At 70.4% G+C, this 12,462-nt stretch carries 10 protein-coding genes and 1 pseudogene; 5 read left to right on the plus strand and 6 right to left on the minus strand.

The window, feature by feature from the left end; genetic code table 11:
- Positions 1-180 (plus strand): annotated as a pseudogene (locus tag BMZ92_RS08570) (hypothetical protein); the annotation flags it as partial.
- A gap of 450 nt (positions 181-630) precedes the next feature.
- Here the strand turns inward: BMZ92_RS08570 and BMZ92_RS08575 are convergent.
- The gene (locus BMZ92_RS08575) at positions 631-1,779 is read right to left on the minus strand and encodes a hypothetical protein (protein WP_091505227.1); all 1,149 of its coding nucleotides are present in this window, start codon (positions 1,777-1,779) and stop codon (positions 631-633) included.
- A 71-nt stretch (positions 1,780-1,850) separates the two neighbouring features.
- Here BMZ92_RS08575 and BMZ92_RS08580 point away from each other — a divergent pair, with 71 nt between their 5' ends.
- Together BMZ92_RS08580 and BMZ92_RS08585 are read left to right on the plus strand one after the other, a co-directional pair.
- The gene (locus BMZ92_RS08580; RefSeq protein WP_091505228.1) at positions 1,851-2,987 is read left to right on the plus strand and encodes an epoxide hydrolase family protein; all 1,137 of its coding nucleotides are present in this window, start codon (positions 1,851-1,853) and stop codon (positions 2,985-2,987) included.
- A gap of 81 nt (positions 2,988-3,068) precedes the next feature.
- A complete protein-coding gene (locus tag BMZ92_RS08585) occupies positions 3,069-3,557 on the plus strand; it encodes a beta-class carbonic anhydrase (protein WP_091505229.1) in 489 nt (162 codons plus the stop codon).
- Between the two features lie 4 nt (positions 3,558-3,561).
- Here BMZ92_RS08585 and BMZ92_RS08590 read toward each other — a convergent pair whose 3' ends face one another.
- The 5 genes from BMZ92_RS08590 to BMZ92_RS08610 form a co-directional block, all read right to left on the minus strand.
- A complete protein-coding gene (locus BMZ92_RS08590) occupies positions 3,562-4,737 on the minus strand; it encodes an ROK family transcriptional regulator (protein ID WP_091505230.1) in 1,176 nt (391 codons plus the stop codon).
- A gap of 47 nt (positions 4,738-4,784) precedes the next feature.
- Positions 4,785-6,209: a sugar ABC transporter permease gene (locus BMZ92_RS08595; protein ID WP_091505231.1), complete on the minus strand. Its 1,425-nt coding sequence runs from the start codon at positions 6,207-6,209 to the stop codon at positions 4,785-4,787.
- A 15-nt stretch (positions 6,210-6,224) separates the two neighbouring features.
- A complete protein-coding gene (locus BMZ92_RS08600) occupies positions 6,225-6,998 on the minus strand; it encodes an ATP-binding cassette domain-containing protein (protein ID WP_091505232.1) in 774 nt (257 codons plus the stop codon).
- 85 nt (positions 6,999-7,083) lie between these two features.
- Positions 7,084-8,208 (minus strand): sugar ABC transporter substrate-binding protein, encoded by a 1,125-nt coding sequence (locus tag BMZ92_RS08605; protein ID WP_091505233.1) that lies wholly within the window; start codon positions 8,206-8,208, stop codon positions 7,084-7,086.
- Between the two features lie 116 nt (positions 8,209-8,324).
- Positions 8,325-9,227 carry a LysR family transcriptional regulator gene (locus tag BMZ92_RS08610; protein ID WP_091505234.1) on the minus strand — a complete coding sequence of 301 codons (903 nt, stop codon included), beginning with the start codon at positions 9,225-9,227 and terminating at the stop codon, positions 8,325-8,327.
- A 71-nt stretch (positions 9,228-9,298) separates the two neighbouring features.
- Between BMZ92_RS08610 and BMZ92_RS08615 the strand changes: the two genes are divergently transcribed.
- On the plus strand, positions 9,299-11,083 hold the full coding sequence (locus BMZ92_RS08615; protein WP_091505235.1) for a gamma-glutamyltransferase family protein: 1,785 nt from the start codon (positions 9,299-9,301) through the stop codon (positions 11,081-11,083).
- Between the two features lie 217 nt (positions 11,084-11,300).
- Entirely contained in the window at positions 11,301-12,452 is a 1,152-nt protein-coding gene (locus tag BMZ92_RS08620; RefSeq protein ID WP_091505236.1) for a globin domain-containing protein, read from the plus strand.
- Positions 12,453-12,462 lie beyond the last annotated feature (10 nt).

Here is a 12,462-nt window from a genome sequence, read left to right on the forward strand (position 1 = left end):
GAAATCTGGGCACTCCTGCTCACCCACTACAGCATCCGGCACCTGATGACCCGCGCCGCCGACCAGGCTGACCTCGACCCCGATCAACTCTCCTTCACCCGCTCACTCCGCATCATCCGCCGCCAGGTCACCAACCAGGCGGATTTTTCCCCCTCAACGCCGCCGCGCCGCACTTCATGAAACCCTGACAGAAATACTCGAAAAGACCTACCCACCCACCCGGCGACAACGCAGCCACCCCCGCGTAGTCAAACGCGCCAGAGTACTCCACTACAAAACCAAAAAACCCCACCACCACACCACCACATACCCCCAGCCACCACGCATCCGACTCCTCACCCAAACCGCCTAACTTAGCGGTATTGGCCGGCGGGCAGGCTCCAGGATGATGGGGGCCCAAAGGGATCTCGCCTTCTCGAGGTGATCGAGTTGAGTGATCATCCCGTCGCCTGCGGTTTGTGCATATCACTTTGACCCAGAGCCGCAAGCCTGGCATGGCAAGCGCCGGTCTCGAAAAAGGTTGCGGCCCTGGCTCAAAGTGATCCACCGGTATCAGGCGACGGGATGATCACCCAACTCTAGGGTGCGAAAGCCCCGCCGCACCCTTCGGGCGCGACGGCCTTTCCCCTCTCAGCAATGCGGCGCCACAGGCTGATCCGACCCGGTGTACACATAGGCGTCCGAAACGTACTGACCCGGCCCGATACGGTCCCAGATCGCGCTCGTTCCGTAAGTCCCTGTCACCGCATCACCTTCGACGTAGCATTCTATGGTCACCTTGGCGTAGTTCGCGGCCAGGCCCTTGACGCTCGCCGTCGTGCTCGGGGCGGAACGGACGTTCATCGGGCCACCCGCGGTCTTCACCTTGCCGGTCGGGCCGGTGCCGGTCCACAGGTAGGTCACGTCGACCCAGCCGTTGTCCGGCATCTGCAGCCCGTCCCAGAAAGTGCCGTCTGCGAGGTCGATCCCGGCCGGGTTGGCCACCTTGCGACCGTACTGGTCCTTGCCCCCGTTGTACCCGTCCTGGTACGCGGCCTGCGCCTCCGGTTCACCCTGCGGCAGGTCCGTCCACATCTGACGGTCCGCGTTCCAGTAATCGTCCTGGGTGTTCCACGGGCCCTTGTCCCACACCGGCGCGTACTCGCAGCGGCTGTTGTCCGTCTTGCAGACCCGCACGGTGTAGTCGCCGGTGCCCTTCGGCGACAGGCTCCTCCCCGAAGGCAGCGCCACGAAGTGGTCCCGGCCGGTGATCACGTGCCCGTTCGCCGTCTGGTTGCCCGTCAGGCCCTCGCGGGTGGCGAAGACCCGGTACGTCAACGGCGTCGCCGCGGCGGTGACCAGGATCCGTGCGACTTCATCCGCCGTGAGCCGGACGCCGGTGACGGCCGAGCGCTGGTCGGCGACCTCGACCCGGACCTGCACGGTGGTCACCTCGGCGGGCAGCACGGCCGCTCCCCCGCTCGCCGGAATCCACTCGGTCCAGTCATGGCCGTCGAGCCGGCCGCGCACGTCCACCTCGAACCCGCCGCTGCCCCGGGCTTCGGCGACCACCCGGTTCACGCGGCGGTCCAGCTTCCTCGGCGGCAGCACGAGGTACCCCGCCTCGGCGCCGGTCGCGCGCAGCGCACCACCCGCGAAGGTCACCCTGGCGTCGTCACCGTCCACAGTCGACAGATCGGCCTGCCAGCTGACCCCGCCCGGCACGGCCTGCGCGGGCGCGGCGAACGCGAGCGGCACGGACAACGCGGCCGCGACGGCCAGCGCGATTCTCCGGTTCATCCCAGCCACGGTGTAGTGCTTACCCCGCGGAGTCTCGAAAACCCCTGTACACGATCCATACAATCGCAAGGGTGAACGAGCCGCTCACCCCGTTCCGCATCGACGTGCCGCAGGAGCAGCTGGACGACCTGCGAGAGCGCCTGCGCCGCACCCGCTGGCCCGACCCCGAACCCGTGGCCGACTGGTCGCAGGGCGTGCCGCTGTCCTACGTCCGGGACCTCTGCCGCTACTGGGCGGAGGAGTACGACTGGCGCGCGACCGAGGCGCGGCTGAACGCGCTTCCCCAGTACGTCACCGAGATCGACGGTGTCCGCGTCCACTTCGCACACGTGCGCTCGCCGCACCCGGACGCGCTGCCGCTCGTGCTCACCAACGGCTGGCCCGGCTCGCTCACCGAGTACCTGAAAGTGGTCGAACCGCTCACGAACCCACCGGACCCCGCCGACGCGTTCCACCTCGTCCTGCCGACCCTGCCGGGCTACGGGTTCAGCGGCAAGCCCACGACCACGGGCTGGGGTGTGCAGCGCATCGCCCGCGCCTGGGCGGAGCTGATGGCGCGCCTGGGCTACGCGCGTTACGGCGCCGCGGGCAGCGACTGGGGCACGAGCGTCACGACCAGCCTCGGCCAGCAGGACGCCGCGCGCCTCGCCGGCATCCACGTCATCCCGCCGATCGCCGCGCCGGACCCCGCGACGTTCGACGACCTCACCGACGACGAGCGCGCCACGCTGGAGGCGCTCGAGCACGCCGGGGAGCACGAGTCCGGCTACTCGGCGGAACAGTCGACGAAACCGCAGACCCTCGGCTACGGGCTGGTGGACTCACCGGCGGCGCTGTGCGCGTGGATCGTGGAGAAGTTCCGCTCCTGGACCGAACGGCCGGACCTGCTCACGCGCGACGAACTGCTGGACAACGTGATGCTGTACTGGCTGCCGGGCACGGGCGCGTCCTCCGCGCGGCTGTACTGGGAGAGCTTCCGGCAGGTCTCGGAGTGGTTCACGCGCACCAACGACGACACGATCGACGTGCCGACGGGCTGCTCGGTCTTCCCGCGCGAGGTGCCGCGCCCGTCCCGCCGGTGGGCGGCGCGCCGCTACACCGACATCCGCTGGTGGCACGAGCCGCCCCGCGGCGGGCACTTCGCCGCGCTGGAGGAGCCGGAGCTGTTCGCCGAGGAGCTGCGCTCGTTCTTCCGGCTGGTCCGCTGACGCGACCCAGCATCTGGACGTCGTTGCGCGCACGGGCCTGCGGCGGTGCACTCGGACAGCCAGCCGAACCGAGGAGCACCCATGTCAGTCACCGACGAACTGCTCGCGAACAACGCCCGCTACGCCGAAACCTTCACCGGACCGCTCCCCCTCCCGCCGGCGAAGCACGTCGCCGTGGTCGCGTGCATGGACGCCCGGATCAACGTCTACGGCGTGCTGGGCCTGGCCGAGGGTGAGGCGCACGTGATCCGCAACGCGGGCGGCGTCGTCACCGACGACGAGATCCGCTCGCTCGCCATCAGCCAGCGGCTGCTCGGCACCGAGGAGATCATCCTGATACACCACACCGACTGCGGCATGCTCACGTTCACCGACGACGGCTTCCGCAAGTCCATTCAGGACGAAACGGGGATCAAGCCCCCGTGGGCGGCCGAGGCGTTCGACGACCTGGAGGGCGACGTGCGGCAGTCGATCGCGCGCATCAAGGCCAGCCCGTTCGTGCCCAGGAAGGATTCCGTGCGGGGCTTCGTGTTCGACGTGGCCACCGGCAAGCTCGCCGAGGTGGTCTGACGCCTCACCAGTCCGACAGGACGGTTTCGAAGGCGAGCTCCGCGGCGCCGAGCAGCTTGGCGTCCGAGCCCAGTGACGACGTCACCACGTCGGTGCCGCCGAGGGCCCGGCTGACGAGGCTGCGGCCGCGCATGGTCTCCTGGATCCTCGCCACCAGCGGTGCGGGCAGGGCCGTGAACAGGTCCCCCAGCACGACGAGCTGCGGGCACAGCAGGTTCACGACGTTGCCGAGCCCCAGCGCGAGCCACTCGACGAACTCGTCGAGCCGCTCCAGTGCCTGGTCACCCTGCGCGGCCAGCGCCCGCAGCTCCGCGACGATCGCCCCCACTGGCGAATCCTCGTCGATGCCCAGCGCCCGGCACAGCGCCCGCTCGCCGACCTCGGTCTCCCAGCAGCCGCGCGAGCCGCAGTAGCAGGGCAGCCCGCCGGGCTTGACCACCATGTGGCCGACCTCGCCGATGTGGTGCCCGCCGACACCCCGCAGCGACCGGCCGTTGGAGATCACCCCGCCGCCGACGCCCACCTCCGCGCTGATGTACACGACGTCGTCGGCCCGCCGCGCCGCGCCCCGCAGGTGCTCGGCCAGCGCGCCCAGCTCGGCGTCGTTGCCCATGTGCACCGGCAGCTTCAGCGCGTGCGAAAGCCAGGCGCCCAGCGGCACGTCTTTCCAGTGCAGGTTCGGCGCCTCGTGCACGAACCCGTCGGCCCGCCGCACCACACCGGGCACGGACACGCCGACCGCGACCGGCCCGACCTCCTGCTCGGCGACCAATGGGCCGACGTAGTCCATGATCTTCGTGAAGACCTCGCGGGGCTCGTTGCTGCCGCGCACGCGCCAGCTGTCCCTGCCGAGGATCTGCCCGCCGATGCCCACGAGCGCCATCGCCGCGCGCTCCACGCGGATGTCGATCGCCAGCACCACCGCGGCCTGCGGCTGCGGCAGCACCAGCAGCGACGGGCGGCCCGCCCCGCTGCGCTGGGCGGGCACCCGTTCCTCGACCACCCCGTCCTCGGCGAGGCCGTCCACCAGCGCCTTGATGGTGCTGCGGTTGAGCCCGAGCGCCGTCGCGAGCGTGGCCCGGGTGGAAGGGCCGTCGACGTGGAGGCGGCGCAGCAGGGCCGCCCGGTTGTGGCGACGGACGTCGTCCGGGCGCGTCCCGGAGGTCGAAGTCGTCGTCACCTAAGGCTTCCCTGCTGCTGTCGTCTCCTCTTCGGACGCCACCGAGCTCAGCGTGCCGCCGCGGCACGCCTGCGGGACAGGGCGTCCACGGCCGCCGCCACCAGCAGCACCAGTCCGGTGATGATGTTAACCGTGTCCGCCTGGTAGCCGAGCAGGCCGAGTCCGTTCTGGACGGTCGCCAGCACCAGGCCACCGATCACGGCGTCCCGGATGCGGCCACGGCCACCGAACAGCGACGTGCCACCGATGACCGCGGCGCCGACGGCGAACAGCAGCGTGTTGCCGTTACCGGCATTGCCGTCCACCGAACCGACCTTGGAGCTGTAGACGATCGCGCCGATCGCCGCGACCGACGAGCAGATCACGAACACGCTCATCCGGATCTTGTCGACCTTCACACCGGCGCGGCGCGCGGCCTCCTTGTTGCCGCCGACCGCGTAGACGTGCCTGCCGTAGCGGGTCCGGTCGAGCACGAACGTGCCGACGACCAGCAGCACCAGGATGATCGGCACCACCCACGGCACACCCGAGATCGTGGTGAGGTCCGGGTTCGGCGAGCGGTTGATCGTCAGCAGGTAGGTCGCCACGGCGCCCAGCACCACCACGGCGCCGACCTTGATCGCGATCAGCGTGGTCGGCTGGGCCACGAGACCGTTCCGCAGCCGCGAGAAGTGGCGGAACAGCACCACGACCGCGTACCCGCCGCCGGCCACGATGAACAGCACCCAGCTGGCCACTGTCCCGAGGTTGCCGTTCGCGACGTCGAAGAGCACCTTGCTGTCGCGGATCGGGATCGTGCCGCCCTCGCCGACGAGCGCGAGCACGACGCCGTACCAGGCGATGAACAACGCCAGCGTCACGACGAACGACGGGATGCCGATCTTGGACACCAGCGCGCCGGTGATGGAACCGATCACGGCGCCGATCGTGATCGCGAGGACGATCTCGACCCACGGGTTGTTCGTGAACCCGACCAGCAGCACCAGCAGCGCGACGGCGGACAGCGCCGCGCCGATCCAGATCCGCATCCACGCGCACAGCGCGATCGCGACCACGGCACCGATGACGAAGCCGTAGAACATCGTCGGCCCCATGGCGCCGAGCAGGTTGCCGTGCTGCGTCCAGTGCAGCGCGAGGATGGAGGCGCACACTCCGGACGCGGTACCCGCCGACAGGTCGATCTCGCCGAGCAGCAGCACCGGCACGATGCCCATCGCGATGATCGTCTGGCCGCCGCCCTGCGCGAACAGGTTGGCGATGTTGTTGAGCGTCAGGAACGAGTCCGACAGCCCGGTGAACACCAGCACCAGCACCAGCAGGCCGAGCAGCGCGGGCACGGCGCCCAGCTCGCCGCCGCGCAGGCGGCGGAAGTAGTCGCCGATCGCCTCGCCGGTGGTGCGGGAGGTGGTGTCGATCCCGAAGTCGGCGATCGCCGAGTCGGGCTCGGAAGACTTGATGGGTGTCTCAGTCATTTCGGTTTCCTGCCCTTACACGGCCGCGACTTCGGGCCGGGCCAGCCCGAGGTCCCCGGACCGGCCGGCGGTGATCAGCTCGACCACCTGGTTGTTGGTGACGTCCTTGGTCGCCACGTCGGCGGCGAGCCTGCCGAGGTAGAGCACCGCGATGCGGTCGGCGACCTCGAAGACGTCGTTCATGTTGTGGCTGATCAGGACCACGCCGAGGCCCTGCTCCGCGAGCCGGCGCACGAGGTCGAGCACCTGGCGGGTCTGGGCGACGCCCAGCGCGGCGGTGGGCTCGTCGAGCAGCACCACCTTGCTGTTCCACAGCACGGCCTTGGCGATCGCGACGGTCTGCCGCTGCCCACCGGACAGCGCGGACACGGGCGTGCGCACCGACTTCACGGTGCGGACCGACAGCGAAGCCAGCGTCTTGCGCGCGGCGGTTTCCATCGAGGCCTCGTCGAGCAGGCCGCGGGCCGTGCGCTCGCGGCCGAGGAACATGTTCTGCACGATGTCCAGGTTGTCGGCCAGCGCGAGGTCCTGGTAGACGACCTCGATGCCCAGCGCGGCGGCGTCGCGCGGGTTGTGGATCTGCACGGGCTCGCCGTCGAAGAGCACCTCACCGCTGTCGATGCCGTGGATGCCCGCGATGCACTTGACGAGCGTCGACTTGCCGGCCCCGTTGTCACCGACGAGTGCGGTCACCTCCCCCGGGCGCACCGTGAGGTCCACGTCGTGCAGCACGTGGACCGGGCCGAAACTCTTGTTCACACCGCGCAGCGCGAGGATCGGCTCGTTCACCGCGGTACCTCCACATCATCGGGGGCAGCAGGCGCGGGGAAGCGCCGAGGGGCGGCGCTTCCCCGCTGGTCCCGCTGCGCAGGGATCAGGAAATGCCCAGCTGGGTGCACACGGCGGCGGCGCTGTCGGTGCAGATCTCGCTGGCCTTCACGTAACCCTGGTCGATCACGGTCTTGACGTTGTCCTTGGTGATCGACTGCGGGGTGAGCAGCACGGACTTCACGGTACGACCGTTCTTCGGGTCCTGCGAGGACGCGGTCGCGATCTTGTCGGCACCGGCGGTGTCGCCCTTGGCCAGCGCGGCGGCCAGCTGCGCGGCGGCGTCGGCCTCCTGCTGGATCGGCTTGAACACCGTCGAGTACTGCAGGCCCTGCAGGATGGCCTTCAGGCCGGCCGCGCTCGCGTCCTGCCCGGTCACCGGCACCTTGCCGGCCAGCCCGGCCCGCTGCAGCACGGTGATGATCGCGCCGGCGAGACCGTCGTTGGCGGCGAGCACGCCGTCCACCTTGCCGCCGTTGGCCGACAGCAGCTGCTCGAAGGTCGTGCCGCCCTTCTGGTTGTCCCAGCCGTCGATGGCCTGGCTGGCGACCTTCTTCAGCGCACCGGAGGTGTACAGCGGGCCGACGATGTTCTCCTGCCCGTTGTGGAACAGGGTCGCGTTGTTGTCGGTCGGCGAGCCTTCGATCTCGATGACCTGCGCGCCCGGCTTGTCCTTCAGCGAGTCCGCGAGCGCCTGGCCCTGCAGCTCACCGACGCGGGTGTTGTCGAAGCTGACGTAGTAGTTGGCGCTGCCGCCCAGGTTGAGCCGGTCGTAGTCGATGACCGGGACACCCTGCTGCGCGGCCTTCTGCTCGACGGTGGCGCCGACGTCACCGCTGGGCGCACCGATGATCAGCACCTTCACGCCCTGGCTGAGCATGCTGTCGGCGTACTGCGAGAACTTCTGGTTGTCGCCCTGGGCGTTCTCGATGATCGGGTTGAGCCCGGCCTTGGTGAGCGCCGCCTGCAGCATGGGCTGGTCGAACGCGGCCCATCGTGCGGAAGTCGCGGTCTCGGGGAGGATGACGCCCACCTTCGGGCCGCCGTTGTTGCTGCTCCCTTGGTCGCCGCTGCCCGAGCCGCCGCTGGAACTGTTCGCCCCGCAGGCCGTCAGCGCCAGGGCCACGCCCGTCCCGGCGGCCAGCAGGGCAAGGGTCTTTCTCCGCTTCATTGCGTCCCCTAGAGGAAATGTTGTGGTCGGCAACATTTGAATGTTGTGTGCGACAACATACGTCCGGAGACGGCGGAAGTGGAAGATCTCCGGATCGATTCAGTCACGAAGAGTTCTCACGTTCTGGTAACGGTCGCCCGATCGGCCCCCGGGAGCGCGATGTCGAGGAAGGCCCGGGTGGCCGGGGTGACCTTGCCCGCCCGGTGCACGAGCCACTGCGGCAGCCGCTCCGGCGGGTCGAAGCGGCAGACCTCCGCGCCCGCGCGCAGTGCCAGCTCGGCCCAGCCGTCGGGCATCAGACCGGCCCCGATGCCCCGCAGCACCATGGGCAGCACGACGCTGCGGTCCCCCACCTCCGCGGCCACGGCGAGACCGGGCACCGCCTCGGCGAGCCGGTCGAACAGCGCCCGCACGGCGGTCGCGGGTTTGGTCACGACGAACCGCATGCCCGTCAGATCGCGGAGAGTCACCACGCCGTCGCGGCCGGCGCCCGTCCCCGGTGGGGCCACGAGCAGGAACTCCTCGTCACGCAGGTGGTGCGCCACAAGCCCCTGCCCCGCCGGGCGTTCGGCGCTGCCGCACACCCCGACCTCGCACCGCCCCTGCGCGACCATCGCGACGACCTCAGCGGCCGACACCGCCGACGACGTGCTGACCAGGACACCCGGGTGCCGTTGGCGCAGCCGCGCCACGATGCTGATCACCGGCTCCAGCGCGGAGGACGACGTCGCGGCGACGTCCACCCGGCCCACCGGCCCGTCCCCCACGGCCCGCGCGGCGGCACGCAGGGCGTCGAAGTCCCGCAGCACCAGCCGCGCCCGGTCGGCCAGCAGCTCACCCGCGCTGGAAAGCACCGCGTGCCGCCCGACCCGGTGGAACAGGGCGACGCCCAGCTCGTGCTCCAGTTTCGCGATGGCCCGCGACAGCGAGGGCTGCGCCACCCGCAGCGCCTTGGCGGCGTGCGTGAACCCGCCGTGCTCGACGATCGCGACGAAGTACTCCAGCTGACGGCGTTCCATAGCCGGACGCTATCGAAGTGGTGCCACACATGTCTTGGACGACCGGTGCCCTGACGCGGGACACTGCGAGGATGTTCCAGACCCGCCCCACGCTGCAGGGCACCTTCGGCATGGTGTCGTCCACCCACTGGCTCGCCTCGGCCACCGCGATGGCGGTGCTGGAGGACGACGGCAACGCCTTCGACGCGGCCGTCGCCGCCGCGTTCGTGCTGCACGTGGCCGAACCGCACCTCAACGGCCCCGGCGGCGAGGTGCCGATCATCGCGGCGCCGGCGGGCGGGGCACCACGGGTGCTGTGCGGGCAGGGCCCTGCCCCGGCAGGCGCGACCATCGAGCACTACACCTCCCTCGGGCTGGACCTCGTGCCCGGCACCGGCCCGCTCGCGGCCGCCGTGCCCGGCGCGGTCGACGCGTGGCTGCTGCTCCTCCGCGACCACGGCACGAAGTCCCCGCGCGAGGTGCTGCGCTACGCCATCGGTTACGCCGAGCACGGCGTGCCCGCGGTCGAGCGCATCGGCGCGACCGTCGAGACCGTGCGTGAGCTGTTCGAGACCGAGTGGACCACCTCGGCGGAGGTCTACCTGCGCGGCGGGCGGGCGCCGAAGCCCGGTGAGCTGCTGAAGAACCCGGCGCTCGCGGAGACGTGGCGGCGGCTGCTCACCGAGGCGGAAGCCGCTGGGGGTGATCGTGAGAACCAGATCGAGGCCGCACGCCGGGTGTGGCGCGAGGGCTTCATCGCCGAGGCCATCGCCGAGTTCGCCGCCAAGTCCACAATGGACACTTCTGGGCAACGGCACGCCGGGACGCTCACCGGCGACGACCTCGCCGCGTTCTCCGCCACGTACGAGGACCCGGTGACCGCCGACTGGAACGGCTGGACGATCGCGAAACCGGGGCTGTGGAGCCAGGGTCCGGTGTTCCTCCAGCAGCTCACGCTCCTGCCCGGCGAACTCGACTACGGCACGCCGGACTACTACCACACGCTCATCGAGGGCACCAAGCTCGCGATGGCCGACCGCGAGGCTTGGTACGGGGACAGCACTGAAGTACCCGTCGAGGCGCTGCTTTCCCGTGAATACAACGATTCCCGGCGTGCGTTGATCGGCGAGAAGGCGTCGCACGAGCTGCGCCCCGGCCGCCCGGTAGGCCGTGAACCGCGGCTGAGCAAGCACGCCGAGTTCGTCGCGGCGGGCGGCACGATCCTGACCCCCGCCGGAGCGGGCGAACCGACCGTCGCGAAGGACGGCGCGACGCGCGGGGACACGTGCCACGTCGACGTCGCCGACCGCTGGGGCAACCTCGTCGCGGCCACCCCGAGCGGCGGCTGGCTGCAGTCCAACCCCGTCATCCCGAGCCTCGGCTTTCCGCTCGGCACCCGCCTGCAGATGGCGTGGCTCGACCCCGGTCTGCCCAACTCGCTCGCTCCCGGCAAGCGCCCGCGCACGACGCTCACGCCGTCGCTCGCCCTGCGTGACGGGGTGCCGGTCATGGCGTTCGGCACCCCCGGCGGCGACCAGCAGGACCAGTGGAACTTCCACTTCTTCCTCGCCGTGGCGCTGCGGGAGAACGTGCGTGGCGGACTCGACCTGCAGGGCGCCATCGACGCCCCGAACTGGCACACCGACAGTTTTCCGGGGTCGTTCTACCCGCGTGGCATGGTGCCCGGCGGCGTCACGGTCGAATCGCGCATCGGCGACGACGTGATCGGGGCGCTGCGGGAACGCGGGCACGTGGTGACCGTGGGCGGCCCCTGGTCGGAAGGGCGGTTGTGCGCCGTGGCGCGCGACCCCGAGACCGGCGTGCTTTCGGCCGCCGCGAACCCCCGGGGAATGCAGGGCTACGCCGCCGGGCGATGACGCCCGGTCCCTTGTACCCGGAACGTACAAAACCGCGATTCCGCTCACTCTGCGCGTTGTGCGAATTCGACGGTGGGTGAGCGTTACCCGCTGCCCGTACTGGAAAGCGCTTCCGTGACTTTTTCCCGGCAGCCGCAACCCCTTGAATGCAAATTGCGCGGCACCTACCCTTCTCCGCACCAGCTCACCGATTTTCCGAAGGGATGCAAGATCTCCGGTGGACACCGCTCGGCTGCGCAGCAGCTGGAACACCGTCGCGGGTTTCGGCGGCGGAGTCCCGTTGTTCTTCTATTCGACCTTGTTCCTGACCCGGCCGCACCTGCGTGAATTGTTTCCGGCGGGTATGTCCGCCCAGCGCGACAAACTGGTGCGCGCACTGGGCCGGGTCGTCGCCTCGGTCGACGAACTCGACGCCGCGGTCCCGTTCCTGCGGCAGCTCGGCCGCGACCACCGCAAGTTCGCGGTGACCGCGGACCACTACCCCGCGGTCGGCCAGGCACTGCTGACCACGCTCGAACACTTCCTCGGCGAGGAGTGGACACCCGAACTGGCCGCGGACTGGGCCGCGGCGTACAAGATCGTGGCCGACGTGATGACGGCCGCCGCCAAGGAAAGCGCGCACACCACACCGGCGTGGTGGAACGGGGAGGTCCTGCGGCACGAGCGCCGCGGCCTCGACGTCGCGGTGCTCACGATCCGGACCGACCGCCCGCTGGGTTACCGGGCCGGGCAGAGCGTTTCGGTGGAAACCGCGCTGCGGCCCCGGATCTGGCGGTACTACTCACCGGCGACGGCGCCGCGTGAGGACAACCTGGTGGAGCTGCACGTCCGCATGGTCGACGGCGGCACGGTCAGCTCGGCGCTCGTCCAGGCGGTCCGGCCCGGCGACGTGCTGCGGCTCGGCGCCCCGGTCGGCTCGCGGCTCACGATCGAGCACGAGCGGGACGTCGTGCTGATCGCGGGAGGCACCGGGCTCGCGCCGTTCAAAGCGCTGCTCGGCCAGATCGCGAACGAGTCGCTGCCCTCCCGGCGGGTGGAGCTGTACGTGGGTGCCCGCACGGCGCGGGAGCTGTACGACCTGCCCGCGTTGCGCGCGCTGGCCTCGGCGCTGCCGGAGCTGCGCGTGGTGCCGGTGGTGTCGGACGATCCGCGGTTCGGCGGACCCCGTGGCACGGTCGGCGAGGTGGCGGTGCGCCACGGGCCGTGGCCGGGACGGGAGGTCTACGTGTGCGGCTCGCCCCCCATGGTGTCGGCCACGCGGAACCTGCTGGCGGGCGCGGGGGTCGCGGCCGAGCACGTGCACTGGGAGGACTTCTCCGGTTACCAGGACCCGGCGGAGGCCGGGGTCGGCTTCTTGACGAGGGGATGAGGACTTCCCG

It is taken from the genome of Amycolatopsis sacchari (assembly GCF_900114035.1).
Lineage (GTDB): Bacteria > Actinomycetota > Actinomycetes > Mycobacteriales > Pseudonocardiaceae > Amycolatopsis_E > Amycolatopsis_E sacchari.

Coding starts and splice junctions, on each gene's coding strand:
- BMZ92_RS08575 (WP_091505227.1), bottom strand. CDS start 1,779: ATGAACCGGAGAATCGCGCTGGCCGTCGCGGCCGCGTTGTCCGTGCCG.
- BMZ92_RS08585 (WP_091505229.1), top strand. CDS start 3,069: ATGTCAGTCACCGACGAACTGCTCGCGAACAACGCCCGCTACGCCGAA.
- BMZ92_RS08595 (WP_091505231.1), bottom strand. CDS start 6,209: ATGACTGAGACACCCATCAAGTCTTCCGAGCCCGACTCGGCGATCGCC.
- BMZ92_RS08605 (WP_091505233.1), bottom strand. CDS start 8,208: ATGAAGCGGAGAAAGACCCTTGCCCTGCTGGCCGCCGGGACGGGCGTG.
- BMZ92_RS08610 (WP_091505234.1), bottom strand. CDS start 9,227: ATGGAACGCCGTCAGCTGGAGTACTTCGTCGCGATCGTCGAGCACGGC.
- BMZ92_RS08615 (WP_091505235.1), top strand. CDS start 9,299: ATGTTCCAGACCCGCCCCACGCTGCAGGGCACCTTCGGCATGGTGTCG.